Genomic DNA, 24187 nt, shown 5'->3' with positions numbered 1-24187 from the left:
GCCGGGCGGGTATCAGACCGCTATCGAAAGGGTGATCCGTTGAGCCGCTCGGTTCTCGTCACCGGAGGCAACCGGGGCATCGGCCTCGCCATCGCCCGCGCTTTCGCCGATGCCGGCGACAAGGTCGCCATCACATACCGCTCGGGTGAGCCGCCGGCCGCCCTGACGGAATTGGGCTGCCTCGCCGTCAGGTGCGACATCACCGACGCAGAGCAGGTGGAGCAGGCCTACAAGGAGATCGAGGAGGCCCACGGCCCCGTCGAGGTCCTCGTCGCCAACGCCGGTGTCACCAAGGACCAGCTCCTGATGCGGATGTCCGAGGACGACTTCACGTCCGTCCTGGACACCAACCTCACCGGCACCTTCCGCGTCGTCAAGCGCGCCAACCGCGGCATGCTGCGCGCCAAGAAGGGCCGCGTCGTGCTGATCTCCTCGGTCGTCGGGCTGCTCGGCTCCGCGGGCCAGGCCAACTACGCAGCCTCCAAGGCCGGCCTCGTCGGCTTCGCGCGTTCCCTCGCCCGTGAGCTGGGCTCGCGCAACATCACCTTCAATGTCGTCGCGCCCGGCTTCGTGGACACCGACATGACCAAGGTGCTCACCGACGAGCAGCGCGAGGGCATCGTGAAGCAGGTGCCGCTCGGCCGGTACGCCCAGCCCGAGGAGATCGCCGCGACGGTGCGGTTCCTCGCCTCGGACGACGCCTCGTACATCACTGGAGCCGTCATCCCCGTTGACGGCGGACTGGGAATGGGTCACTGATCACCATGAGCGGAATTCTCGAGGGCAAGCGCGTCCTGATCACCGGCGTGCTGACGGAGGCATCCATCGCCTTCCACGCCGCCAAGCTGGCCCAGGAGCAGGGCGCCGAGGTCATCCTCACGGCGTTCCCGCGGCCCACGCTGACCGAGCGCATCGCCAAGAAGCTCCCGAAGCCGGCCAAGGTCATCGAGCTCGACGTCACCAACGACGAGCACCTCGGCCGTCTCGCCGACATCGTCGGCGAGGAGCTCGGCGGTCTCGACGGTGTCGTGCACTCCATCGGCTTCGCCCCGCAGGACGCCCTCGGCGGCAACTTCCTGAACACGCCGTTCGAGTCGGTCGCCACGGCCATGCACGTCTCGGCGTACTCCCTGAAGTCGCTCACCATGGCCTGCCTGCCGCTGATGCAGAACGGCGGATCCGTCGTCGGTCTGACGTTCGACGCGCAGTTCGCCTGGCCGCAGTACGACTGGATGGGCCCGGCGAAGGCCGCCCTGGAGGCCACCAGCCGCTACATGGCCCGCGACCTGGGCAAGCAGAACATCCGCTGCAACCTGGTCTCGGCCGGTCCGCTCGGATCCATGGCCGCCAAGTCCATCCCGGGCTTCAGCGAGCTGGCGTCCGTGTGGGACGACCGCTCCCCGCTGGAGTGGGACCTGAAGGACCCCGAGCCGGCCGGCCGCGGCGTCGTGGCCCTGCTGAGCGACTGGTTCCCGAAGACCACCGGCGAGATCGTCCACGTGGACGGCGGTCTGCACGCCATCGGAGCCTGATCTCCCGTACGTCTCGACGCCCCGTTCCCCGCAGCGCGCGGGGAGCGGGGCGTCACTCGTCCGGCCCAGCAGGCCGGGCGGGGGAGGCCGCCGACCGGGCATTCTGGAGTACGCGAACCGGGCACCCCGGAGTACGCGTTCATCACACGCGAGCCCCTCCCCAGCACGGCCGAGGAGGTCCCCTTGTGCGCTTGTCCCTCCGAACGGCCTCAGTGTCCCTTGCTGCCGTCGCGCTCGTACTGACCCTGGGGTACGAGGCGGTGCCCCACGCGCGCGTGCCCGCCGACGAACGCGAGACCGCGGACCCCTTTGGCGCGGCCTGCCGGATCCGCGTGACCGGCTCCCGGGTGACCGTGTACTGCCACAACCCCTACCCGGAGACCGACCGCGTGAGCCTGCACGTCGAGTGCGCCCGCTGGTGGGACATCGACACCGACAGCGCACCGGTCGAGGCCGCGCCCGCACAGACGGTGCGGCTGACCGGCCGGTGCTGGAAAGAGGTCGCCGACGTGTGGATCAGCCACCGCCGGGAGAGCTGAGCCGCGGCCGGCGGGCGGCTGTGGTCCGGTGGCCGGGCAGCGGGCCCCGGCCGGGCGGTGTCAGTCACTGCTGGGAGAGCTGAGCCGCGGCCGGCGGGCGGCTGTGGTCCGATGCCGGGCAGCCGGCCCTGCCCCGGGCGGTGTCAGTCACCGGTGGGGGAGGTGACGCCGCCCAGGCGGCACAGGAACGGGTAGCGGGCCGCCTCCGTCGCGGCCGTGTCCGACTCGCCCGCGCGGATCGCCTCCAGCAGCCGTCCGTGGTCCATGTGCGTCTCCGGCGTCAGCTCCTCGCCGACGTCCTCGCGCAGCCAGTCCCGCAGCACCTCGCCGAGGTCCGCGTACATCGCCGTCATCACGTCGTTGTGGGAGGCCGACACGACGGCCAGGTGGAAGGTCGCGTCCGCGGTCACGAACGCCTCCTTGTCGCCCGACTCCCACGCCTCCTCGCGCCGCAGCAGCAGCGCGTCGAGCTGCTTGAGGTCCCGCTCCGTACGCCGCTCGGCGGCCAGCCGGGCGGCGGCCGACTCCAGGGTGGAGCGCAGCTCGGCGATGTGCCGGGGGTCGGCCCCGGCGAACCGGCGCTGCATCACGCCCGCCAGCTCGCTCGTCGCCACGACGTACGTGCCGGAACCCTGGCGGATGTCCAGCAGGCCGTTGTGCGACAGGGCACGGACGGCCTCACGGACGGTGTTGCGGGCGACGCCGAGCTGCTCGACCAGTTCCGGCTCGGTCGGGATCCGGGAGCCGACGGGCCACTCACCCGAGGTGATCTGGGCCCGCAGCGCGGCGATGACCTGCTCGGACAGGGCCGAGCGACGGGGATGGCTCAGAGGCATGGCACACCTTCGCACGGCCGGGGCGCCCGGGGGCAACCGAGGAGTGGACAGTCAATCATCCCATGATTCTATGATGGGCCTCATGCCTAGCGAGGAAACCCGGACGACGACGCACCCGACCGTACGCAGCGATGCCGCGCACGCCACCGGGAAACCGGACGGCGCGTCCCCGCGCGCGTGGACGACGCGCCTGCTCGTCCTCGGCATCGTGCTGTCCGCGCTGAACCTCCGCCCGGCCATCACCAGCCTCGGCGCCCTCCTGGAGGAGGTCCGCGACGGGCTCGGCATGAGCGGCAGCGTGGCCGGGCTCCTCACCTCCGTGCCACCCCTGTGCTTCGCCGTCTTCGGCGTCATGGCCCCGCGGCTCGCCCGCCGCTTCGGGCCCGGCGCCGTGGTGTGCGCCGGCATGGCCGCCATCGCCACGGGCCTGCTGATACGCCCCTACGCGGGCGGCACGGCCGGCTTCCTGGCCGGGAGCGCCCTGGCCCTCATGGGCATCGCGGTCAGCAACGTCCTGATGCCGGTCATCGTCAAGCGCTGGTTCCCCGACCGCGTGGGTTCCATGACCGGCCTGTACTCGATGGCCCTGGCCCTCGGCACGGCCCTCGCGGCAGCCGTGACGGTCCCCCTGACCGACGCCCTCGGCGGCAGCTGGCAGACGGGCCTGGCCCTGTGGGCGGGGCTCGCCCTGGCGGCGGTCCTGCCGTGGCTGTCCTTCGCCCGGGGACGCGGCTCGCAGCCCGGCGAGGGGGAGCGGGCCGCCGAGCGGGCGACGCGGAACCAGGCCCCGGCCTCCGCGGAGCACGCGCGCGTGCAGACGCCCCCGCTGCGGATGACCCGGAGCCGTACCGCCTGGGCCCTGGCCGTCTTCTTCGGGCTCCAGGCCACCGCCGCCTACATCACCATGGGCTGGATGGCGCAGATCTTCCGGGACGCCGGTGTGCCCGCCGGCACCGCGGGACTGCTGCTGGCGGTCACCATGGTGATGGGCGTGCCCCTCGCCTTCGTCATACCCCGCCTGGCCACCCGGCTGCCCCACCAGGGCCCGATCGTGGTCGCCCTTGGCCTGTGCGGCCTCGCCGGCTACGCGGGGCTGTACCTCGCGCCCGCGGCCGGCGCCTGGGCCTGGGCCCTGCTGCTCGGCGTGGCCAACTGCGCCTTCCCGCTCGCGCTGACCATGGTCGGCATGCGGGCCAGGACCGGCCCGGGCGTGGTCCGGCTGTCGGCGTTCGCGCAGAGCACCGGCTACCTGATCTCCATCCCCGGACCCCTCCTGGTGGGCGTCCTCTACCAGCACAGCGGCGGCTGGGGTCTGCCCATCGCGTTGATGAGCGCCCTGATGATCCCGCAGATGGCCGTCGGCGTCCTGGCCGGCCGCGACCGCACGGTGGAGGACGAGGCGTCCCGCTGAGCCACGCGCCGGGGGAGCCCGAGGGAGGGGAGTCACCCCGGGGCGTCCGGCGCGGAGCGGGGGTGGGAGACTGGCCCCATGCCAGTGCTCGACCCGAATCCCCAGCACGGTCAGAAGAAGATGCTGCTCGTCTTCGGCGCCTTCTTCGCGATCTTCATCGTCATCGCCGTCATCGCGACCATCGCCTCGCCGTGACCCGCGCTCACCCGGCCGGGGGTGGGGCTGGCCCCCGCGTCCCCTAGGGGGTGAGGGTCAGGGTCAAGTGGGTGGATCACCGGATGGGTTGGCAGCCGGGGAGCCCGTAGCTTCGAGTGTGTGGCCGCCAGACGGTCACCGGCCACTCGAGGAGCGGAGGCATCCATGTCGGCCCCTACGCACACCCGGCTCCACCCGGCGACCCGGGCCGGCGCCGCCGGACGGCTGCCCTGGTGGGCTCTGGCCCTGCCCGTGCTCGCCTTCGCCGCGCTGCTCACCCTGATCCTCAACCCGTCCGACGCGCACGCGGCCACCGGTGAGCCGGTGATCACCCACCTCTTCGAGCGCATCCAGCAGCTCACGGCCCGCTGACCACGGCCGAAGCCGGTGGTCAACTCCCTGCGCCAGGTGGCGTGTTTCATGCGAAGCTGGATCTCATGAGCGTCGCAGAATCCCGCAGGATTGTCCTCTTCCGCCATGCGAAAGCCGACTGGCCACAGGTCACCGATCATGAGCGTCCGCTCGCCGACCGGGGCCGAATGGACGCGGCGGAGGCCGGGCGCAGGCTGACCGACACCGGTATCGCCTTCGACCTGGCCCTGTGCTCCACCGCGGTCCGGACCCGGGAGACCTGGAAGCTCGCCGTCCAGGAGTTCCCGCAGCGGCCGAAAACCGTCTACGAGGAGCGGATCTACGAGGCCTCGCCGGGCGAGCTGATCGCCCTGCTCAACGAGACCCCCGACGACGTGCGGAACATCCTCCTGATCGGGCACAACCCGGGCATCCAGGGCCTCGCCGATGTCCTGGCGGGCTCGGGCGAGGACACCGCGCGGGAGCGGATGGCCCGACGCGGGTTCCCGGCCGCCGCCTTCGCCGTGCTGTCGTTCGGCGGCCCGTGGAAGAGCCTGGAGCCGGCTGTGGCCACGCTGCAGGACTACTGGGCACCCGCCGAGTGACGACCCGCGTGGCACGCGTGACGGAGGGGCCCGGCGCCGGTGCGGCGCCGGGCCCCTCCCGTCGGCTCAGACGACGTCGAGGATGTCCGCCGCCTCGACCTCTTCACGCGTGATGCCCAGCAGGTACAGGACCGTGTCCAGGAAGGGGAAGTTCACCGCGGCGTGCGCCGCCTCACGCACCACCGGCTTGGCGTTGAAGGCCACACCGAGCCCCGCGGCGTTCAGCATGTCCAGGTCGTTGGCGCCATCACCGATCGCCACCGTCTGCGACAGCGGCACACCGGCCTCCGCCGCGAACCGGCGCAGCAGCCGGGCCTTGCCCGCACGGTCGACGATCTCGCCGGTGACCTTGCCCGTCAGCCTGCCGTCGACGATCTCGAGGGTGTTGGCGTGGGCGAAGTCCAGCCCGAGCCGCTCCTTCAGATCGTCCGTGACCTGAGTGAATCCGCCCGACACGACGCCGACTTGGTAACCGAGCCGCTTCAGCGTACGGATCAGGGTGCGGGCGCCCGGCGTCAGCCGTACCTCGCTGCGCACCTTGTCCACGACCGAGGCGTCCAGTCCCTCCAGCAGTGCCACGCGCGCGTGCAGGGACTGCTCGAAGTCCAGCTCCCCGCGCATCGCGGCCGCCGTCACCTCGGCGACCTTGTCCTCGCAGCCGGCGTGGGCGGCGAACAGCTCGATGACCTCGTCCTGGATGAGCGTCGAGTCGACGTCCATGACGACGAGGCGCTGCGCGCGCCGGTACAGGCCCGCGGCGACGACCGCCACGTCGATGCCGAGCCGCGCGGCGTCGGTCACCAGGGCGGTGCGCAGCGGTTCGGTCTCCACGCCGGAGACGGCGAACTCGACGGCGGTCACCGGGTACTTGGCGAGCCGGAAGATACGGTCGATGTTGCCGCCGGTCTTCGTGATCCGTGCGGCGATCGCGGCCGTCGCCTCGGCGGTGAGCGGGTGCCCGAGCACGGTGACCAGGGAGCGGCCCAGGCCGCGCGGCCGGTTGTCGCCGAGGCCGGAGATGATCTCCGCCTGCATCCTCATCGACTCGGCCCAGCTGTGGACGGTCGCCCGCAGGTCGCCCTCGAGCCCCGGGGGCGGCTCGGTCACGAGCGCGCACAGCACCATCCGGCCACGGGTGACGACCTGCTCGATGTCGACGACGTCGACGGAGTAGGCGGCGAGGGTGTCGAAGAGGCCGGCGGTGATGCCCGGCCTGTCCTTGCCGAAGATCTTCACAAGGAGGGTGGGGACGTCGGCAGGGACGTCGGAAGACGAGGTCTGCGAAGCGCTCATGGTGGTTCCACCGTATCCGGCGCGCCGTGCCTGTCGCCCCCGCGGTCCGTCTGGCGGACAGCGAACACTGCTTGTCGCGCCGATGGCGTGAATCTTACGCAGCGGTACGTGCGGGGCGCCGTGCCGGTACGGCACCCCGCACCCTCGCCGGTCACCTTCCGCCCGGCGGTTTCCGCGGCGGCGGTGGAGGCGGTGGCGGCGGCGGCCCGTTCCCGTTCCGCGGCCCGGGCGACTGCCGCGGGCCACGTGGCGGCGGCCCGACCGGCCGTACGACGGTGGGGGCGCCGTGCACGTCGCCAGGGGCGGGGGGCTCGTCGTCCGGCCGGGTGCCGGACTCCGCCCGGGGCGCGGCATCGGTGGGCCGTTCCGCCCCGGGAGACGGTGAGTCCTGCGGCCCCAGCAGCTCGTCCGGAACGCGGAGGTACGGGTTGGTACCCGGGTTGGGCGGCCGGTACGGCGTACGGGGCGCATAGGGCCCGGCCTCCGGCTGCCCGGCTTCTGCCCCGGCCCCGTACCCGGTCTCCTGGGTCTTGCGCCCGGCCTCCGGCTGCCCGGCCTCTGCCCCCGTCCCGGCCCGGCGGCCGACCTGCGGCTGCCCTGCCCCAGCCCCAGCGTCGGACCACGTCCCTGCCTCGGCCCCGTGCCCGGTCTCCTGGGTCTTGCGCCCGGCCTCCGGCTGCCCGGCCTCTGCCCCCGTCCCGGCCCGGCGGCCGGCCTGCGGCTGCCCTGCCCCAGCCCCAGCGTCGGACCACCTCCCGGTCCCGGCCCCGTGTTCGGGCCACCCCGTGCCCGTGAGTTCCTCCGACCGGGCGAGGCCCCCGGGCCCGTGGTCCGCCCACCCCGTGCCCGACAGGCCCTCGGCCGCACCGGTTCCGGTCCGCCCGGCCGCCCGGGCGGCCACCGTGGCGCGGCGCCCGGCAGCCCCGCAGCCCCACGCGAGGAGCGCCCCCGCCGCCCCGGCCGCCGCGCCCCAGACCGCGCCCAGCAGCAGAGCCATGGCGGGACGGCCGTGCAGTTGGATGCCCGCGCCGAACGCGTCGAAGCCGAGTACGGACAGGGACGCGCTCGCGGAGACGTCCGTCAGCCAGGCCAGCAGCGGCAGGGCCGACGCGGTGGCGACACCCAGCCGCAGCGCGCCCCGCCCCGCGAAACCAAGGGCGTCTTCTCCCGCCCCGGCCGGCGTCCGCACCCCCGCCAGCACGCCCGCGAGCAGCATCATCAGCGCCGCGGCCACCCCCAGCAGCCACACCCGCCCGTCCAGCTCGGCCAGTCGGCCCAGCGTCACCGGCCCGCCCGAGCCCGCACCGAGCAGGTCGTCCAGGGGGTCGGGCAGAAACCGGGTCAGTTCCCCCGTCGCGCGTCCGTCCCACGGCACGAACAGGCCGAGCGGCACACCCAGCCACACCCCGTTCGGCGCCCCGAGCAACGCCGCACCGGCGATGCGCCGGGGATGGTCGTCGCCGACCGCCGCGTACACCGCCGCCGCGCACCCCGCCGCCACCGCCACCAGCAGCACCGTCACCACCGCGGACACGGCCGGCCGCACGACCCGGTGCACGGCCTCCCAGCCCCGCGGCAGTGGCGTGCGACGCGAGGCCAGCAGGGCGATGAGGAGGATCCCGGCCGACCAGCCGAACCCGCCGAGCAGGGTCGGGACGGTGTCGACCGTGAAGCCCACCGCGGCCTGCGCGTCGACCAGGTCGCCCAGCCGGTCCGGCAGCAGCCCCCCGACGTCCCCCAGCCTCGGAATCTCGACGCCCCCGCTCCCGCCGGTCACGTCGTCCAGCCCGAGCGATCCTCCGTCGATCGTGATGACGTCGTGCCCCGCCCATGCCAGCCCGCCCAGCATCGCCACGAACAGCGCCACCACCGACCCCGCCCGCGCGAGCAGTTCGGCCGGTGCGATCACAACTCCCGCCCCCCGCAGGGACCGCAGGAAGAACCACGACAGCAGCACCGCCCCGACCAGGCTCACGCCCAGTGGCGTGATCTCGATGGCCGTGTCCGCCTCCGCGCCCGACAGGCCGAACACCGACACATCACCGGACGGCGTGACCGAACCCCCGGCCCCGAGCGCCACCACCGCCGCGGTCATCGGTCCCAACGAGCCCGCCGCGTCCGCCTCCAGCAGCCGCAGACCCAGCGCCGCCGTCCCCGCCATCCCGATCAACGCCCAGCTCACGGCGGCCACGGCGGACATCAGCACGTCCCCCCACGGCACGCGCGCGTGCCCCTTCGCCCTCCCGGCCCCTGCGGCAGCGCCCATGGCAGACCCCCCGATCCGCTACGCGGCGGGAACACCAGGCATGTCCCCCTCGCGACGAAATACCACTCTCCGGCCCGTTTTCAACCCCGTCAACGGAATCGGCCGATGCGTCCGAGTGCGGTCTTCATGAGGCCCGACTTTCGGTCAGGGGGCCGCTCCTGAAATAGTTCCCCCCGATGTTCGACATCCCTAGACTCCCCATGTCGGGGGTAACTCGGGGGACAACTCAGTGGGGCATGGAGTGCCGGAACTCGTACTGGAATCAAACGGACGTACCTGGACGCTCGATCCGTCCAGGGCATACACCCTCGGACGTGATCCGCAGGGGGACGTCGTCTTCGACGACGCCAGGGTCTCCTGGCGTCACGCCACGGTCAGCTTCAACGGCCGCAGTTGGGTCATCGAGGACCACGGCAGCACCAACGGCACGTTCGTGCAGGGGCAGCGTATCCACCATCTGGAGCTCGGCCCGGGCTCGGCCGTCAACCTGGGCAACGCGACCGACGGTCCGCGCCTGAACCTGTCCGGCGCCGCGGCCTCCGTCGCCTCGCCGCAGGCCCAGCCGCAGCAGCAGCCGTACGCCGCGCAGGGCGCGAACCCCGGCTGGGGCCAGCAGGCCCCGGCCCAGCAGCCGTCGCAGCAGCAGCAGCCGCAGCAGCAGGCCCCCCAGGCCGGCTGGCAGCAGCCGCAGCAGGCCGCGGCGCACATTCCGCAGCAGCAGGGTTCCGGCGGTGTCGCGGGGGCGTCGCCGGTCCACGGGGACCGCAGCCCGACCACGTTCCACCAGTTCTCGCTCGGCCGCGTGATGCGCATCGGCCGTGCCCTGGAGAACGAACTGGTCGTCTCCGACCTGCAGGTGTCCCGGCACCACGCCGAGTTCCACGCGACGCCCGACGGGCGCATGGAGATCCGTGACCTCGGCTCCCACAACGGCACCTACGTCAACGGCCAGCCGATCGCCAAGGGCGGCTCGCAGCTGCTCGGCCCGGCGGACGTCGTCGGCGTCGGTCATTCGACGTTCCGCATCGTCGGCGACCGGCTCGAGGAGTTCGTCGACACCGGTGAGGTGTCCTTCTCCGCCCGCCATCTGACCGTCACGGTCGACGGCGGCAAGCAGATCCTCAAGGATGTCTCCTTCGGCGTCCCGGAGAAGTCGCTGATCGCGGTCATCGGCCCGTCCGGCTCCGGCAAGTCGACCCTGCTCAAGGCGCTCACCGGCTACCGCCCCGCCAACCAGGGCGAGGTGCTGTACGACAACCGGAACCTCTACAAGCAGTTCGCCGAGCTCCGCCAGCGCATCGGTCTGGTCCCGCAGGACGACATCCTGCACAAGGAGCTGACGGTCAAGAAGGCCCTCAAGTACGCGGCCAAGCTGCGCTTCCCGGCCGACACCACGGCCGCCGAGCGCGAGGCCCGCATCGACGAGGTGCTGCGCGAGCTCAAGCTCGACATCCACAAGGACAAGAAGGTCACCTCCCTGTCCGGCGGCCAGCGCAAGCGCGTCTCGGTCGCCCTGGAGCTGCTCACCAAGCCGTCGCTGATATTCCTGGACGAGCCGACCTCCGGCCTCGACCCGGGCATGGACCGCGACGTCATGCAGCTGCTGCGGGGCCTCGCCGACGACGGCCGTACGGTCCTCGTCGTCACGCACTCGGTGGCCGAGCTGGCGATCTGCGACAAGCTGCTGGTGATGGCGCCGGGCGGCTCGGTCGCCTACTTCGGCCCGCCCGAGGAGGCGCTGAACTTCTTCGGCTACGACACCTGGGCCGATGTCTTCTCCGCCTTCGAGAACTACCGCGACTACGACTGGGCGGGCCGCTGGAAGGGCTCGCAGCACTACCAGATGTACGCCGCGGACATCGACGCCGTAGCGCCGCAGTCCGTACAGGTTCCGCCCATGCAGGCGATGAAGCCGCCGAAGCCGCAGGGCTGGATGTCCCAGTTCGTCACGCTGGTCCGGCGCTATGTGTCGGTGATCGCCTCCGACAAGGGCTTCCTGGCGCTGATGGTGATCCTGCCGGCCGTGCTCGGCGCGGTCAGTCTGCTCATCGACGCGGACAGGGGCCTGCTGCCGAACCCGGTCAATCCGCAGACCGGCCGGATCATCCCGAACGGCACGGCGACCACGGTCCTGCTGATCCTCGCGGTCGGCGCCTGCTTCGCGGGCGCGGCGAACTCGGTCCGAGAGCTGATCAAGGAACGCGTCATCTACGAGCGGGAACGCGCGACCGGCCTCTCGCGCTCCGCGTACCTGATGTCCAAGGTGTTCGTGCTCGGCATGATCACCGTGCTCCAGGGCCTGCTCGTCGGCGTCATCGGCTTCTCCAGCCGGGAGATCCCCGAGGAGGGCCTGATCTTCGGCAGCGCCACGCTGCTGGAGCTGTCCGTGCCGATCATGGCACTGGGCTTCACCTCGATGATGTTCGGCCTGATCATCTCGTCGCTGGTGAAGACCGCCGAGAAGACCATGCCGCTGCTGGTGATGTTCGCCATCATCCAGGTGGTGTTCACGGGCTGCCTGTTCACGCTGCACGGTTCGGTCGGCGTCAACCAGTTCTCGTTCCTGATGCCGTCGCGCTGGGCGGTCGCCGCCTCCGGCGCCACGCTGGACTTCAACAAGATCAGCCCGCCCGAGACGGCCGGCGACAACGACCCGCTGTGGGAGCACACGGCCGGGGCCTGGGCCATGGACATGGGCGCGCTCCTCGTCCTCGGCGTGATCTGCGGATTCTTCGTGGCCCGCTTCCTGCGCCGCCACGAGCCGGAGGTCATGCGCAAGTAGTCCCCGCTCCGCGAGCCCGAAGGGCGGCACCCCGTCAGGTGGGTGCCGCCCTTCGGCGTTCCGTTCAGCGAAGCAGAGAGGTCCGCGCAGGCCTCAGTACGCGCTGTTGACGTTGTCCATCGAGCCGTACTTGTCGGCCGCGTAGTTGCAGGCGGCGGTGATGTTGGCGACCGGGTCGTAGATGTCCCAGGAGGTGCCGGGGACGTGCCAGGTCTTGAAGGTCGGCGGGATGACCTGCAGCAGACCCTTCGACGGGATGCCGTTGATGGCGTTGATGTCCCAGTTGTTGATCGCCTTCGGGTTACCCGAGGACTCCCGCATGATGTTGCGGTGGATGCCGTCGTAGGACGCCGGGATCTTGTGCTTCTTCAGGATGTCGAGCGACTCGCGGATCCAGCCGTCGAGGTTGTTCGGGTAGCTCTTGACGGCGGCCTTCTTCTTGGCCTCGGCACGCTTGGCGGCGCGGCTCGCGGCCTCCTTGGCCTTGCGCTCGGCCTCGGCCTTCTTCTTCGCCGCCTCGGCGGCGGCCTTCTTCTTGGCGGCGGCCGCGGCGTCGGCCTTCTTCTTGGCCGCGATCTGCTCGGCCTTCAGGGTGGCGCCGGCCATCTGGTCCGTGACGCTCGCCTTGACGTCCTTGATCTGCTGGGTGCTGTACGCCACCGCAGCCGGCTGAGCGGCCTCGGTCGTGGTCTTGGTCGAGGCGCCGCTCGGCACCGCGGAGAACCCGATGGCGGCGGCACCGAGGGTGGCGACACCGGCCATGGCGATCTTGTGGTGACGGGTCAGGCTACGACTCTGAACACGGCTGAAGATGTTCTTGGGCATGCTGCGTTGGACCTCTTCGAATAGCGCGGGAGTCGCTCGGCGTCCGGCGTTGGACTCGGTGTGTTTCCGACACGAACGCCGCGGAGGTGAACCCACGGCGCTGAGCGACGTCAGCAATTCTTAGCGGCCGCAAAATCGCGTGGCAAAGGTGTGACGTACGAAAGGAGATAGTGGATCAGGGATGGGTAAATCGGGACAGATTGGACCGTATGCGCCGCTCAATAGGGGCGGCTTTGTCTCCTACGTCCTTTCGTACGTGACGTGGGTCCTATGCGAGGGCTCACATCGCCCCTGGATCAGTCTCACGTCCCGTTGCACAAGCGATGCTCTGCGTGAGGTCCTTTCAGGGCAGCACGAGGTGCAGGTCGCCGAACTCGTGCCACAGATAGCGCCCTTGCAGCGCGGCCTCGTACCCCCGCTCGACCGCCGTCCGCCCCGCGACCGCCTCCAGCATCAGCAGATGCGAGGCCTCCGGCTCGTGCAGCCCGGTCAGCAGCCCGTCCACCACCCGCACCCCGCGCTCGGGCGTGACGACGAGGTCCGTCCACCCCGCACGCGCGCGTACGGCCCCGTCGGTGCCCACCGCCGACTCCACCGCCCGCACCGCGGTCGTCCCCACCGCCATGACCCGGCCCCCACCTGCCCGCACCGCGCCGATCAGCCGCGCGGACGCCTCCGGCACCGCGAACCGCTCCGGGTAGGGCGGCTCGTGCGCCTCCGCCGAGGCCACCCCCGTGTGCAGCGTGACCGGCGCGAACTGCACCCCCCTGCTCACCAGCTCCGCCACCAGCCGCGCCGTGAAGGGCCGCGCCGCGCTCGGCATCTCCGCACTGCCCGTCCCGTCCGCCGACGGCAGCGCGAACACCGTCTGGTAGGCGGACAGCGGCTGGTCCCGCTCCGTATAGGCGTAGCGAATGGGCCGCCCGTGCTCCCGCAGCAGCCCCGGCACCCCCGGCCCGGACACCCGCGCCCACCACAGCCGATCGCCCCGCCCGCTCAGCGGCTCCTCCAGAACCAGACCTGTGCCTCCAGGCAGCCGCACCTCCGTCCCCGCGGGCCCGCCCGCACGCGGGGACGTGGTGCCCCGCCCGTCGGGCTCCCGCAGTTCCACCGCCCAGCGGCCGTCGTCCCCGCGGGTGGAGAAGTGCACCACCACGCGCGCGTGCCCGGACCGTCCGTCCACGGCCGCCGCCAGCGTGGCCGAGGTGTTGACCACCAGCAGGTCCCCGGCCCGCAGCAGCCGCGGCAGTTCCGTGAACGTGTGATGCGCCACCTCGGCACCCCGCGACACCAGCAGCCGTACCGCGTCCCGGTCCAGCCCCGGGCCCCGCTGCTCGACCGGCACCCGCGCCGACAGTTCCTCCGGTACCCGCACCGCCAGTGTCATCGCGCTCCGTCCAGCAGCGCCGCAGCCCCGTACCGCCCGCTCGCCGGACGCTCGTCCAGCAGCCGCAGGAACCCCGGCACCACTGCCGCCGGCTCCGGCCGCGGCTCCGGGTCGTCCGGCACGGCCGCCGCGTACAGCTCCGTGGCCATGTCCCCGGGATCCACCGCCCAGACCCGCAGCCCCGGCTCCTCCACGGCGAGCACGGCCGCCAAATGGTCCAGGGCCGCCTTGGACGCCCCGTAACCGCCCCAGGTCTCGTACGCCTCGGCCGCCGCGTCCGAGCTGACCGCGACGACAGCGCCGGCGCGCGCGGCCCGCAGCAACGGCAGCGCCTCCTGGACCAGGCCCAGCCCCGCCACCAGGTTCACCTCCAGCGCCCGGCGCAGCCCCTCCAGAGGCAGCTCCTCCAGCCTGACCAGCGGCTCCGCGCCCAGCGCGCTCGCGTTGTGCACCAGCAGGTCGACCCCGCCCAGCCGCCAGGCCGCCGCCACCAGCTCCGCCCGGTGACCGGGATCCGTGACGTCCCCCGGCAGGGCGGTCACCCGTGTGCCGTGCCCTGAGACGGCTTCGGCCGTCTCCGCCAGCGCCTCGGCACCCCTGGCGTCGAGCACCAGGTCCCAGCCCCGCCCGGCCAGGGCCTCTGCCAGGGCACGGCCCAGCCCCCTGGACGCCCCGGTGATGATCGCAACCGGCATGATCAGCTCCCTCTCGGTGATCGAAGTGCCCTCACCGTAGGAACGGGGCCGTCCGCACCGCCTCGGACGCGGGCCCCGATCCGCCGGGTCCCTTCGCCCTACGCCAGGGGACCGGGGGCCACGGGCCCGGTGCCCCGGACCTACACCCCGGCGTCCCGCCGCCTCGGCCCCGGGACCTAGGCCCAGCGACCGGGCGCCCCGCCGCCACCGGTCCGATCCGCACCGTCACAGCCCGCCGGTACCGTGAGGTCATGAGTCACGGCCCCCGGTCCGGCCTCGCCGCGGTGAGTTCCGCGCTGCTGGCCATGAGCAGGCACCTCGAGGTGCGCGACGTCCTCAAGACGATCGTCGCCTCGGCCCGCGAGCTGCTCGACGCGCAGTACGCCGCCCTCGGTGTCCCGGACGACCACGGCGGCTTCGCCCAGTTCGTGGTGGACGGCGTCAGCGAGGAACAGTGGAAGGCCATCGGCCCCCTCCCGCGCCAGCACGGCATCCTCGCCGCGATGCTGCACGAGGCCAGGTCCGAGCGCCTTGCGGACGTCCGCGAGGACCCCCGCTTCGAGGGCTGGCCGAAGGCCCACCCGGACCTCGTCGACTTCCTCGGCCTGCCGATCCGCGACGGCGACGAGGTCATCGGAGCGCTCTTCCTCGCCAACAAGAACTGCGAGCGCCCCCAGGGCGGCTGCGGCTTCACCGAGGACGACGAGGAACTCCTCGGCATCCTCGCCCAGCACGCCGCGATCGCCCTCACCAACGCCCGCCTCTACGAACGCAGCCGCGAGCTCACCATCGCCGAGGAGCGCTCCCGCCTCGCCCACGAACTGCACGACGCGGTCAGCCAGAAGCTGTTCTCCCTGCGCCTGACCGCCCAGGCCGCGGCCCGCCTGGTGGACCGCGACCCCTCCCGCGCCAAGGGCGAACTCCAGCAGGTCGCCGTCCTTGCCGCCGAGGCCGCCGACGAACTGCGCGCGGCCGTTGTCGAGTTGCGGCCCGCGGGCCTCGACGAGGACGGCCTCGTGGCGACCCTCCGCACCCAGATCCAGGTGCTCGACCGCGCCCACAGCGCCCGCGTCACCTTCACCGGCCACGGAGTGAAGGCCCTGCCCGCCTCCCAGGAGGAAGCCCTCCTGCGCGTGGCCCAGGAAGCCCTGCACAACGCCCTTCGCCACTCCGGCGCCGACCACGTCGACGTGACCCTGGACCGCCGGGGCAACGGAGCCGTCCTGCGGATCACGGACGACGGCGGGGGCTTCGACCCGAGCGCGGTCCGCCGCGCGGGGCGCCACCTCGGCCTGGTCTCGATGCGGGACCGGGCTGGCGGCGCCGGCGGCACGCTGACCGTGGAATCGGCGCCCGGGAAGGGCACCGTGATCGAGATGGAGGTCCCCGGTGGCTGACGCAATCAGGGTGCTGCTCGTCGACGACCACCAGGTCGTCCGCCGGGGCCTGCGCACCTTCCTGGAAGTGCAGGACGACATCGAGGTCGTCGGCGAGGCGGCGGACGGTGCCGAAGGAGTCGACCGTGCCGAGGAGCTGAAGCCCGACGTCATCCTCATGGACGTCAAGATGCCGGGCATGGACGGCGTCGACGCCCTGCGTCGGCTCCGCGAGCTGGACAACCCCGCCCGCGTGCTGGTCGTCACCAGCTTCACCGAGCAGCGCACGGTGGTTCCGGCCCTGCGCGCCGGCGCCGCGGGCTACGTGTACAAGGACGTCGACCCCGACGCCCTCGCCGGAGCCATCCGCTCGGTGCACGCCGGGCACATCCTCCTCCAGCCGGAGGTCGCCGGTGCCCTGTTGGCGCAGGAGGAGACCAACGCGGGGACCACGAGGGCCGGTTCACTCACCGAGCGGGAGCGCGAGGTCCTCGGACTCATAGCGGACGGCCGTTCCAACCGGGAGATCGCCCGGGCCCTCGTCCTCTCCGAGAAGACGGTCAAGACCCATGTCTCCAACATCCTGATGAAGCTGGACCTTTCCGACCGGACGCAGGCCGCGCTGTGGGCCGTTCGCCATGGCGTGACCGGCTGACACGCTCACTCCACGGCCACGCGGAAGGTTGCGTTCCGGACTGAGATTCATACTGTCGTGGGAACGTCCCTCATATGGCGCAACCTCCGCGGATCCCCACCGTTCTCAGTGCGTGCTGCGGCGCCTGCCGCGGCAACCGCAAGGAGGGCTCAGAAGTGAAGAACCTGAAGAAGGTCGCCGCCGTGACGATGGTGACGGGTGGCCTGCTGGCCGCCGGTGCGGGCATGGCCTCCGCCACCAGCGCGCACGCCGACGGCAAGGCCGTGGGCTCCCCGGGCGTCGGCTCGGGCAACGTCGTCCAGGCCCCGGTGCACATCCCGGTCAACGTGTCCGGCAACAGCGTGAACGTCGGGGGCGTCCTGAACCCGGCGTTCGGCAACCTCGCCGTCAACCACTGACGCCCCACCTCCGTCTCCGAGCCGGAGGCACCACCGGCCTCCCGGCCCCCACCCGGGAGGCCGGTCGCCGTCACAGCCCGCCGTCCTGGCTGCGGCTACGCGCTGTCCCCTGGCTGCGGGCAATCGTGCCGCCAAGGGCGGCACGGGTGGGCGTGTGGTCCCCCCTGCTCGAGCGATGCCGAGAGCTCGGGGGAGGCACCCCGCGACGCCGGGCTGTGGCCCACCCGCCCCAGCACCAGCCCGGGCACCCCGTTACGCCGAGCTGCGAAACCCCCCGCCCGCACCCCTCACGCCGACCACACGAAGCACCATCACCGCACCCCCCGCTCCCGCTCCTCCACAACGGAGTTGTACGCGGCGACCTGTGCTCGCCGAGCCGTCCGCTCCACCGGCCGCAACGCCTCCCGCCGCGCGAAGATCTCAGACGAACTCACCGCACCCCCATGCCCACTCTCCGTCGCCACGGCGATGAGCGTCCCCACCCGCTGCGCCAGCTCCAGCACCCGCACCGCCCGCGGCGGATACCCCGGCGCCAGCACCTCCCGGCCCCGCTCGGCCCGCGCCCGGTACGCGTCGATCGCCGCCTCCGACACCGGCCCCGCCCCGGCCACGTCCAGCCGGGTCAGCACCTCGGTCGCCTCCCGCAGGGCCTCCGCCAGCTCCCGCTCCGCCTCGCCCAGCGACGGCACATCCGCGGGCGGCGCCTCCCGCACGGGCAGCACATGCCACACCACCTCGTCCCGCACATGCTCGGGCCCGGCCTCGTACACGTCCGGCACCAAGCCATAGGCGGCTCCGTGACCGACCACCGCCTCCTCGGCCTCCAGTGCCCGCGCGTTGAACTCCGGCGGCCCGCTCAGCCCCAGGGGATGCCCCGGCGCGGGCAGCGCCACCCGCAGCCCGGTCACCCCGAGCGTCCGCAGCCGTCCGAGCGCGAGCGTCAGCCCGACCTGCCCCGGCTCACCCGGCAGCCCCTCCACCCGGTGCACCGCATCCGCGCCGACGATGGCCAGAACGGCGTCATCCGGCGAGACAAGACCGGCCAAAAGGGCATTTCCCCAAGCTGCGAGACGTCCAGCACGTGGTTCCGAGAGCATGGCTCCACCCTAGGACCCACCAAGGACCGGACCGAGGGAATGCCCCGGCCGACCGGTGGCGTAGATTTCATGGAGGGCTGCGCCCACCGGCGCGGCGGACCGAGCCACAGGCTTACGCGACAGCCGAGACCGGCCACACTGCAAGGGGAGACAACGCGCTCATGAGCGATGTTCTGGAGCTTCAGGACGTATCCGTGGTCCGTGAGGGCCGGGCTCTGGTGGACCAGGTCTCCTGGTCGGTCAAGGAGGGCGAGCGCTGGGTCATCCTGGGCCCGAACGGCGCCGGCAAGACCACCCTCCTCAACCTCGCTTCCACCTACCTCTTCCCCAGCTCGGGCACCGCCGCCATCCTCGGCGAGACCCTCGGCAGGCCCGGCTCCGACGTCTTCGAACTGCGCCCCCGCATCGGCATGGCCGGCATCGCCATGGCCGAGAAGCTCCCCAAGAGCCAGACGGTCCTGGAGACGGTCCTGACCGCCGCGTACGGCATGACCGCCACGTGGCACGAGGACTACGAGGAGATCGACGAGCAGCGCGCCCGTGCCTTCCTCGACCGCCTCGGCATGAGTGAGTACCTGGACCGCAGGTTCGGCACGCTCTCCGAGGGCGAGCGCAAGCGCACCCTGATCGCCCGCGCCCTGATGACCGACCCCGAGCTGCTCCTCCTCGACGAGCCCGCCGCCGGTCTCGACCTCGGCGGCCGCGAGGACCTCGTCCGCCGCCTCGGCCGCCTCGCTCTGGACCCGATCGCCCCCTCGATGCTCATGGTCACCCACCACGTCGAGGAGATCCCCCCGGGCTTCACCCACGTCCTCATGATCCGCCAGGGCAAGGTCCTCGCCGCCGGCCCGCTGGAGCTCGAACTCACCTCCCGCAACCTCTCCCTCTGCTTCGGCCTGCCGCTCGTCGTCGAACAGGCGGGCGAGCGCTGGACCGCGCAGGGCCTCCCGCTCTCCTGAACCGGGCCCGCACCCCACAAATCCCGGAGTGAGAACGGGATTTCACACCACGGGCGCCCTGTCGCCGACAGGGCCCGCGGACCTACCATGACCAGGTGGACATCGACGCATGGCTGTGGTGGCTGATCGGCGCGACAGCGCTCGGCATCGCGCTCGTGGTCACCGCCATGCCCGAACTGGGCATGCTGGCGGTGGGCGCCATCGCCGCGGCGGTCGTCACCGGCGTCTTCGGCGGCGGAGCCGTCGCCCAGGTCGTGGTCTTCGCCGTCATCTCGACCGCGGGCATCGCCGTCGTACGGCCCATCGCGAACCGGCACCGCGCACAGCGACCCCAACTCGCCACCGGAGTCGACGCGTTGAAGGGCAGACAAGCCGTCGTCCTGGAACGCGTCGACGGCTCCGGCGGTCGGATCAAACTCGCCGGCGAAGTCTGGTCGGCCCGAGCCCTCGACACCGGCCACGCTTTCGAAGTGGGCCAGGAAGTGGACGTCGTGGACATCGAAGGAGCCACCGCGATCGTCATGTGACCTCGCAGGACGTAACTGGAGCGGAACTCCTCGCCAGCAACGCGACGGTCTGTCAGACTCGACCAGCAAGATCTTCGACAACCATAAGATCTGCCGAAGGCGCCGCAGCGGAGAAGGGACACGGGGAACGACGATGGAACCGGTCATCATCGTCTTGATCATTCTGGTGGTGTTGGTCTTCATCGCCCTGATCAAGACGATCCAAGTCATCCCACAGGCCAGCGCGGCCATCGTCGAGCGCTTCGGGCGCTACACGCGGACACTCAACGCGGGCCTCAACATCGTCGTCCCGTTCATCGATACCATCCGCAACCGCATCGACCTGCGTGAACAGGTCGTTCCGTTCCCGCCGCAGCCGGTGATCACCCAGGACAACCTGGTCGTCAACATCGACACCGTCATCTACTACCAGGTCACCGACGCCCGGGCCGCGACGTACGAAGTCGCCAGCTACATCCAGGCGATCGAGCAGCTCACCGTCACCACCCTGCGCAACATCATCGGCGGCATGGACCTGGAGCGGACCCTGACCTCCCGCGAGGAGATCAACGCGGCCCTGCGCGGCGTCCTCGACGAGGCCACCGGCAAGTGGGGCATCCGCGTCAACCGCGTCGAGCTGAAGGCGATCGAACCGCCCACCTCCATCCAGGACTCGATGGAGAAGCAGATGCGCGCCGACCGCGACAAGCGCGCCGCGATCCTCCAGGCCGAAGGTGTCCGCCAGTCCGAGATCCTGCGCGCCGAGGGCGAGAAGCAGTCCCAGATCCTGCGCGCCGAGGGTGAGGCCAAGGCCGCGGCCCTGCGCGCCGAAGGCGAGGCCCAGGCGGTCCGCACGGTCTTCGAGGCCATCCACGCGGGCGACCCGGACCAGAAGCTCCTCTCCTACCAGTACCTCCAGATGCTCCCCAAGATCGCCGAGGGCGACGCCAACAAGCTCTGGATCGTCCCCAGCGAAATCGGCGACGCCCTCAAGGGCCTCTCCGGCGCCATGGGCAACTTCGGCGGCATCGGCGGTGGTTCCGGCGGCAACGGCGGCGCGACCGGAGCGAGCGTCCCCGCCCAGGAGCGCCGCGAAAAGCCGCACATCGACTGACAGCACCCTCAACGCGCAGTTCCCCGCGCCCCCCTTCTCTTCAGGGGCGCGGGGAACTGCGCGAACAGCCACACTCGGCCCGCAGCCGACGAACCATCAAGGCCTCGCGGCGACTGGTCACGCCGCGTCCAGCGCCAGCCAATCCGGCAGCGCCGCAAGGTCATCCTGCGCCAGAGCCAAGAGCATCGCATCCGCGGGCGTCGGCTCGAACGGCTCCCGGAGCAGCGGCATACCCGCCTCGACAGGAGTCCGATTCGCCTTGCGGTGATTGTCCTGCGCACACGAGGCCACCGTGTTCAGCCATGTGTCCTGACCACCCTGCGAGCGCGGCACCACGTGGTCCACGGTCGTAGCCCGCCTTCCGCAGTACGCGCACCGGTGCCGGTCCCTCACCAGCACACCCCGCCTCGACCAGGGAGCGCGTCTTCGGAACGGCACCCGTACGTACTGGCAGAGCCTGATCACCCGCGGCGCCGGTATGTCGACCGCGGCTCCCCGCATCCGCAGTTCGGGGTGGGCCTGCTCGACGACGGCCTTGTCCTGAAGCACCAGAACGACGGCTCGGTTCAACGTCACCGTCGACAGCGGCTCGAAGCTCGCGTTCAGTACCAGCGTGTCCCGCATACCAGCCCACCTCCCGTGCACCGGCCCACCCCCTGGCGGGCTGGGATCAACTCTGGCCGGGCACGCCGAGATGGACAACGCAATATCCGCTGCTCTCACGAGGGGTGACCCCCGCGGCCCCCGGCAACAAAAATGCCCGCTCCTGATCAATTCCAAGACCAGGAGCGGGCAAACGTTCCGTGAACGCCGGGATCGTGGGCGGCTTGCTCAGCCCTCGGCGGGCACCTCGTACTCACCGATCAGCTGGGCCCGCCCGATCGTGTGGAACCGCAGGTTGAAGCCGACCACCGCGGGTGACGCGTCGGCGTCCGGCCCGAGCTTCTCCTCGTCCACGGCGTACACCGTGAACACATAGCGGTGCGGCCCGTCCCCGGGCGGCGGCGCGGCTCCGCCGAACTCCTTGTCGCCGTAGTCGTTGCGCGCGTGGATCGCACCCTCCGGCAGACCGTCGAACTTGCCGCTGCCGGCACCCACCGGCAGCTCGGTCACCGACGCCGGGATGTCGAACAGCACCCAGTGCCAGAAACCGCTGCCCGTCGGGGCATCGGGGTCGTAGCAGGTCACGGCGAAGCTCTTGGTCTCGGGCGGGAAACCCTCCCACCGCAGCTGCGGCGAAGTGTTGCCGGCCGCCTGGACCTGAGCGTCCTTGAGCGTCGCGCCTTCCTCGATGTCCTCGCTCGTCACCGTGAACGACGCGACGGGCGGATGGAAGTCGTGGGGGAGCGGCCGCCGCTTGAGCTCGGTCACCTCGGTACCTCCTGATCGTTTCTTGCAGTCGCCCCCGAGCCTAGAACCAGTTGCGCTTGCTGCCGACCTCGGACAGCCACTGGTTGAGATACGCCGTCCAGTCCGTCCCCTGGTAGTCGTTGAGGCCCACCTGGAAGGACCGGAAGGTGTCGCTGCCCTCGCTGAAGAGCCCCGGCTTCTTGTCCATCTCCAGCACCACGTCCATGGCGTTCTGGTCGGCCACGAAGCTCAGCTCGACCTGGTTCAGCCCGCGGTACTGCTGCGGCGGGTAGAACTCGATCTCCTGGTAGAACGGCAGCCGCTGCCGCGTACCCCGGATCACACCGCGTTCCATGTCCGCGTTCTTGAACCGGAAGCCCAGCTGGATGAACGCGTCGAGGATCGCCTTCTGCGCCGGCAGCGGGTGCACGTTGACCGGGTCCAGGTCACCCGAGTCCACCGCACGCGCGATCTCCAGCTCGGTCGACACCCCGATGTTCATGCCGCGCAGCGCCTGACCGTCGATCATCGTGATCGGCGTCTCCCACGGGATCTCGAGACCGAACTGCACCGCGTGCACCGCGCCCGCCTGCAGCTCGAACGCACCGCCCAGCCGCGACTTCGTGAACTCGATGTCCTGCTTGTACTCCTGGTCGCCGCTCTCCACCTCGACCTTGGCCTGCAGTCCGACCGAGAGCCCCTCGATCTGCTGGTTGACGGAGCCGCCCTGGATCCGCACCTCACCCTGGACGACACCGCCCGGGACGACGTTGACCTCGTGCAGCACCGTCTCGACCGAAGCCCCGCCGGCCCCCAGGCTCGCGAGCAGCTTCTTGAACGCCATGTCTCTCCCTCTCGCCCACAACGGGTGGATCCTTGATCCGTACAAACGCGATCCGGCCGTGGCCGGTTCCAAGCCCCACCCTGGCAAGGGCGGTGCCCAACGGCCACCCCGCGGCACCACTCATCTCCAGTACCCTCGGACGGCATGATCGCGACCCCTGACCGTACGCCCTTGTCCAGGGAGTTCTTCGACCGGCCCGTCCTCGATGTCGCGCCCGATCTGCTCGGCCGCATCCTGGTACGCAGCACCCCGGACGGTCCGATCGCCCTCCGTCTCACCGAGGTCGAGGCCTACGACGGTGAGAACGACCCCGGTTCCCACGCCTACCGCGGCCGCACGGCCCGCAACAGCGTGATGTTCGGCCCGCCCGGACGCGTGTACGTCTACTTCACCTATGGCATGTGGTTCTGCATGAACCTGGTCTGCGGACCCGAGGGAAAGGCGAGCGCTGTCCTGCTGCGCGCCGGCGAGATCATCGAGGGTGCCGAGCTGGCCCGCACCCGTCGACTCTCGGCCCGCAACGACAAGGAACTGGCCAAAGGGCCGGCCCGTCTGGCCACGGCCCTGAACGTGGACCGTTCGCTGGACGGCACGGACGCGTGCACCTCCGAGGACACCCCGCTCCGCATGCTGACCGGCACGCCCGTGCCCTCCGACCAGGTACGCAGCGGACCCAGGACGGGCGTCGGCGGCGACGGTGCCGTGCACCCCTGGCGTTTCTGGGTCGCCAACGACCCGACCGTGAGCCCGTATCGGGCCCACGTCCCGAGGCGCCGTCGAAGTTGACGCGCTCTGCCGAGGTGCGTAATGTAGCCCGAGCCGCTGAACCGGGTATGGCGATCGCCAGCAGCCGGAAGCGGCCAAACCAACTACCTAGCAACTCCCCTCAGCAGGGGCGAATTCGGCGTGCCCGCATGCCCGAATTCGACGCCGACAGACTCGATTATGAGTTGGACGGGGAATCCGCTAACGTAGTGAATGTCGAAAGGCCGACGAGCGAAAGCCCGGGGCCGAACGGCAAATCCCACCGACTGGGAATCGGATCGAAAAGGATCTGATAGAGTCGGAAACGCAAGACCGAAGGGAAGCGCCCGGAGGAAAGCCCGAGAGGGTGAGTACAAAGGAAGCGACCGTTCCTTGAGAACTCAACAGCGTGCCAAAAGTCAACGCC

General features: G+C 71.2%; 25 protein-coding genes. 15 read left to right on the top strand and 10 right to left on the bottom strand.

What is annotated here, in order from left to right:
* The first annotated feature begins 39 nt into the window (after nt 1–39).
* The 3 genes from fabG to AB0937_RS03975 all read left to right on the top strand — a co-directional run bounded on the left by fabG (nt 40) and on the right by AB0937_RS03975 (nt 2071).
* Nucleotides 40–759: a 3-oxoacyl-[acyl-carrier-protein] reductase gene (gene fabG / locus AB0937_RS03985; protein ID WP_234848247.1), complete on the top strand. Its 720-nt coding sequence runs from the start codon at nt 40–42 to the stop codon at nt 757–759.
* Nucleotides 760–764: 5 nt separating this feature from the next.
* Nucleotides 765–1532, top strand: a complete 768-nt coding sequence (fabI, locus tag AB0937_RS03980) for an enoyl-ACP reductase FabI (protein WP_366709355.1) — start codon at nt 765–767, stop codon at nt 1530–1532.
* 185 nt (nt 1533–1717) lie between these two features.
* Nucleotides 1718–2071, top strand: a complete 354-nt coding sequence (locus tag AB0937_RS03975) for a hypothetical protein (protein WP_366709354.1) — start codon at nt 1718–1720, stop codon at nt 2069–2071.
* Between the two features lie 143 nt (nt 2072–2214).
* Here the strand turns inward: AB0937_RS03975 and AB0937_RS03970 are convergent, their stop codons facing one another.
* Nucleotides 2215–2907 carry a FadR/GntR family transcriptional regulator gene (locus AB0937_RS03970; protein ID WP_366709353.1) on the bottom strand — a complete coding sequence of 231 codons (693 nt, stop codon included), beginning with the start codon at nt 2905–2907 and terminating at the stop codon, nt 2215–2217.
* Between the two features lie 70 nt (nt 2908–2977).
* Here AB0937_RS03970 and AB0937_RS03965 point away from each other — a divergent pair, with 70 nt between their 5' ends.
* The 4 genes from AB0937_RS03965 (at nt 2978) to AB0937_RS03950 (ending at nt 5469) form a co-directional block, all read left to right on the top strand.
* Nucleotides 2978–4318 (top strand): CynX/NimT family MFS transporter, encoded by a 1341-nt coding sequence (locus AB0937_RS03965; protein WP_366709352.1) that lies wholly within the window; start codon nt 2978–2980, stop codon nt 4316–4318.
* A 78-nt stretch (nt 4319–4396) separates the two neighbouring features.
* Nucleotides 4397–4513, top strand: a complete 117-nt coding sequence (locus AB0937_RS03960; RefSeq protein WP_097215821.1) for an SGM_5486 family transporter-associated protein — start codon at nt 4397–4399, stop codon at nt 4511–4513.
* Between the two features lie 165 nt (nt 4514–4678).
* Entirely contained in the window at nt 4679–4885 is a 207-nt protein-coding gene (locus AB0937_RS03955; protein ID WP_366709351.1) for a hypothetical protein, read from the top strand.
* 65 nt (nt 4886–4950) lie between these two features.
* Complete coding sequence (locus AB0937_RS03950) at nt 4951–5469, top strand: histidine phosphatase family protein (RefSeq protein WP_366709350.1); 519 nt, start codon at nt 4951–4953, stop codon at nt 5467–5469.
* A gap of 66 nt (nt 5470–5535) precedes the next feature.
* Here AB0937_RS03950 and serB read toward each other — a convergent pair whose 3' ends face one another.
* A complete protein-coding gene (gene serB / locus AB0937_RS03945; protein ID WP_366709349.1) occupies nt 5536–6762 on the bottom strand; it encodes a phosphoserine phosphatase SerB in 1227 nt (408 codons plus the stop codon).
* 151 nt (nt 6763–6913) lie between these two features.
* A complete protein-coding gene (locus tag AB0937_RS03940; protein WP_366709348.1) occupies nt 6914–9028 on the bottom strand; it encodes a streptophobe family protein in 2115 nt (704 codons plus the stop codon).
* Between the two features lie 241 nt (nt 9029–9269).
* On the opposite strand from AB0937_RS03940, the gene AB0937_RS03935 reads away from it, so the two are divergent.
* Nucleotides 9270–11810: an FHA domain-containing protein gene (locus tag AB0937_RS03935; protein ID WP_366709347.1), complete on the top strand. Its 2541-nt coding sequence runs from the start codon at nt 9270–9272 to the stop codon at nt 11808–11810.
* 93 nt (nt 11811–11903) lie between these two features.
* On the opposite strand, the gene AB0937_RS03930 is transcribed toward AB0937_RS03935, so the two are convergent.
* From AB0937_RS03930 to AB0937_RS03920, 3 genes are all read right to left on the bottom strand, one after another.
* Entirely contained in the window at nt 11904–12635 is a 732-nt protein-coding gene (locus AB0937_RS03930) for a transglycosylase SLT domain-containing protein (RefSeq protein ID WP_366709346.1), read from the bottom strand.
* Nucleotides 12636–12978: 343 nt separating this feature from the next.
* Nucleotides 12979–14022 (bottom strand): S-adenosylmethionine:tRNA ribosyltransferase-isomerase, encoded by a 1044-nt coding sequence (locus AB0937_RS03925; protein WP_366709345.1) that lies wholly within the window; start codon nt 14020–14022, stop codon nt 12979–12981.
* Nucleotides 14019–14717: an SDR family oxidoreductase gene (locus AB0937_RS03920; protein ID WP_366709344.1), complete on the bottom strand. Its 699-nt coding sequence runs from the start codon at nt 14715–14717 to the stop codon at nt 14019–14021. Before AB0937_RS03920 ends, AB0937_RS03925 begins: the two co-directional genes overlap by 4 nt.
* Nucleotides 14718–14968: 251 nt before the next feature.
* Between AB0937_RS03920 and AB0937_RS03915 the strand changes: the two genes are divergently transcribed.
* The 3 genes from AB0937_RS03915 to AB0937_RS03905 all read left to right on the top strand — a co-directional run bounded on the left by AB0937_RS03915 (nt 14969) and on the right by AB0937_RS03905 (nt 17146).
* Nucleotides 14969–16114: a GAF domain-containing sensor histidine kinase gene (locus AB0937_RS03915; RefSeq protein ID WP_366709343.1), complete on the top strand. Its 1146-nt coding sequence runs from the start codon at nt 14969–14971 to the stop codon at nt 16112–16114.
* Nucleotides 16107–16748, top strand: coding sequence for a response regulator transcription factor (locus AB0937_RS03910; RefSeq protein ID WP_351626252.1), 642 nt, complete (start codon nt 16107–16109; stop codon nt 16746–16748). Before AB0937_RS03915 ends, AB0937_RS03910 begins: the two co-directional genes overlap by 8 nt.
* Nucleotides 16749–16903: 155 nt before the next feature.
* A complete protein-coding gene (locus AB0937_RS03905) occupies nt 16904–17146 on the top strand; it encodes a chaplin (RefSeq protein WP_366709342.1) in 243 nt (80 codons plus the stop codon).
* 311 nt (nt 17147–17457) lie between these two features.
* On the opposite strand, the gene AB0937_RS03900 is transcribed toward AB0937_RS03905, so the two are convergent.
* Nucleotides 17458–18243: a hypothetical protein gene (locus AB0937_RS03900; protein ID WP_366709341.1), complete on the bottom strand. Its 786-nt coding sequence runs from the start codon at nt 18241–18243 to the stop codon at nt 17458–17460.
* A gap of 161 nt (nt 18244–18404) precedes the next feature.
* On the opposite strand from AB0937_RS03900, the gene AB0937_RS03895 reads away from it, so the two are divergent.
* The 3 genes from AB0937_RS03895 (at nt 18405) to AB0937_RS03885 (ending at nt 20822) form a co-directional block, all read left to right on the top strand.
* Nucleotides 18405–19202, top strand: a complete 798-nt coding sequence (locus tag AB0937_RS03895) for an ABC transporter ATP-binding protein (protein WP_366709340.1) — start codon at nt 18405–18407, stop codon at nt 19200–19202.
* Between the two features lie 95 nt (nt 19203–19297).
* A complete protein-coding gene (locus AB0937_RS03890) occupies nt 19298–19729 on the top strand; it encodes an NfeD family protein (RefSeq protein WP_366709339.1) in 432 nt (143 codons plus the stop codon).
* Between the two features lie 133 nt (nt 19730–19862).
* On the top strand, nt 19863–20822 hold the full coding sequence (locus AB0937_RS03885) for an SPFH domain-containing protein (RefSeq protein ID WP_234850251.1): 960 nt from the start codon (nt 19863–19865) through the stop codon (nt 20820–20822).
* A gap of 117 nt (nt 20823–20939) precedes the next feature.
* Here AB0937_RS03885 and AB0937_RS03880 read toward each other — a convergent pair whose 3' ends face one another.
* From AB0937_RS03880 to AB0937_RS03870, 3 genes are all read right to left on the bottom strand, one after another.
* A complete protein-coding gene (locus AB0937_RS03880; protein ID WP_104779657.1) occupies nt 20940–21446 on the bottom strand; it encodes an HNH endonuclease in 507 nt (168 codons plus the stop codon).
* A 207-nt stretch (nt 21447–21653) separates the two neighbouring features.
* Entirely contained in the window at nt 21654–22193 is a 540-nt protein-coding gene (locus AB0937_RS03875; protein ID WP_366709338.1) for a YbhB/YbcL family Raf kinase inhibitor-like protein, read from the bottom strand.
* A gap of 40 nt (nt 22194–22233) precedes the next feature.
* On the bottom strand, nt 22234–23016 hold the full coding sequence (locus AB0937_RS03870) for a sporulation protein (protein ID WP_234850249.1): 783 nt from the start codon (nt 23014–23016) through the stop codon (nt 22234–22236).
* A 144-nt stretch (nt 23017–23160) separates the two neighbouring features.
* On the opposite strand from AB0937_RS03870, the gene AB0937_RS03865 reads away from it, so the two are divergent.
* The gene (locus tag AB0937_RS03865; RefSeq protein ID WP_366709337.1) at nt 23161–23802 is read left to right on the top strand and encodes a DNA-3-methyladenine glycosylase; all 642 of its coding nucleotides are present in this window, start codon (nt 23161–23163) and stop codon (nt 23800–23802) included.
* The last annotated feature ends 385 nt before the right edge of the window (nt 23803–24187 follow it).

It is taken from the genome of Streptomyces sp. NPDC047880 (assembly GCF_040706515.1).
GTDB lineage: Bacteria > Actinomycetota > Actinomycetes > Streptomycetales > Streptomycetaceae > Streptomyces.
This window is presented reverse-complemented; position numbering and strand designations above follow the sequence as displayed.

Bases quoted from the DNA above. Each gene is read 5' to 3' on its own strand.
- fabI (WP_366709355.1), top strand. From the start codon at position 765: ATGAGCGGAATTCTCGAGGGCAAGCGCGTCCTGATCACCGGCGTGCTG.
- AB0937_RS03970 (WP_366709353.1), bottom strand. From the start codon at position 2,907: ATGCCTCTGAGCCATCCCCGTCGCTCGGCCCTGTCCGAGCAGGTCATC.
- AB0937_RS03965 (WP_366709352.1), top strand. From the start codon at position 2,978: ATGATGGGCCTCATGCCTAGCGAGGAAACCCGGACGACGACGCACCCG.
- AB0937_RS03960 (WP_097215821.1), top strand. From the start codon at position 4,397: ATGCCAGTGCTCGACCCGAATCCCCAGCACGGTCAGAAGAAGATGCTG.
- AB0937_RS03955 (WP_366709351.1), top strand. From the start codon at position 4,679: ATGTCGGCCCCTACGCACACCCGGCTCCACCCGGCGACCCGGGCCGGC.
- AB0937_RS03950 (WP_366709350.1), top strand. From the start codon at position 4,951: ATGAGCGTCGCAGAATCCCGCAGGATTGTCCTCTTCCGCCATGCGAAA.
- serB (WP_366709349.1), bottom strand. From the start codon at position 6,762: ATGAGCGCTTCGCAGACCTCGTCTTCCGACGTCCCTGCCGACGTCCCC.
- AB0937_RS03940 (WP_366709348.1), bottom strand. From the start codon at position 9,028: ATGGGCGCTGCCGCAGGGGCCGGGAGGGCGAAGGGGCACGCGCGCGTG.
- AB0937_RS03930 (WP_366709346.1), bottom strand. From the start codon at position 12,635: ATGCCCAAGAACATCTTCAGCCGTGTTCAGAGTCGTAGCCTGACCCGT.
- AB0937_RS03925 (WP_366709345.1), bottom strand. From the start codon at position 14,022: ATGACACTGGCGGTGCGGGTACCGGAGGAACTGTCGGCGCGGGTGCCG.
- AB0937_RS03920 (WP_366709344.1), bottom strand. From the start codon at position 14,717: ATGCCGGTTGCGATCATCACCGGGGCGTCCAGGGGGCTGGGCCGTGCC.
- AB0937_RS03915 (WP_366709343.1), top strand. From the start codon at position 14,969: ATGAGTCACGGCCCCCGGTCCGGCCTCGCCGCGGTGAGTTCCGCGCTG.
- AB0937_RS03900 (WP_366709341.1), bottom strand. From the start codon at position 18,243: ATGCTCTCGGAACCACGTGCTGGACGTCTCGCAGCTTGGGGAAATGCC.
- AB0937_RS03895 (WP_366709340.1), top strand. From the start codon at position 18,405: ATGAGCGATGTTCTGGAGCTTCAGGACGTATCCGTGGTCCGTGAGGGC.
- AB0937_RS03885 (WP_234850251.1), top strand. From the start codon at position 19,863: ATGGAACCGGTCATCATCGTCTTGATCATTCTGGTGGTGTTGGTCTTC.
- AB0937_RS03880 (WP_104779657.1), bottom strand. From the start codon at position 21,446: ATGCGGGACACGCTGGTACTGAACGCGAGCTTCGAGCCGCTGTCGACG.
- AB0937_RS03870 (WP_234850249.1), bottom strand. From the start codon at position 23,016: ATGGCGTTCAAGAAGCTGCTCGCGAGCCTGGGGGCCGGCGGGGCTTCG.
- AB0937_RS03865 (WP_366709337.1), top strand. From the start codon at position 23,161: ATGATCGCGACCCCTGACCGTACGCCCTTGTCCAGGGAGTTCTTCGAC.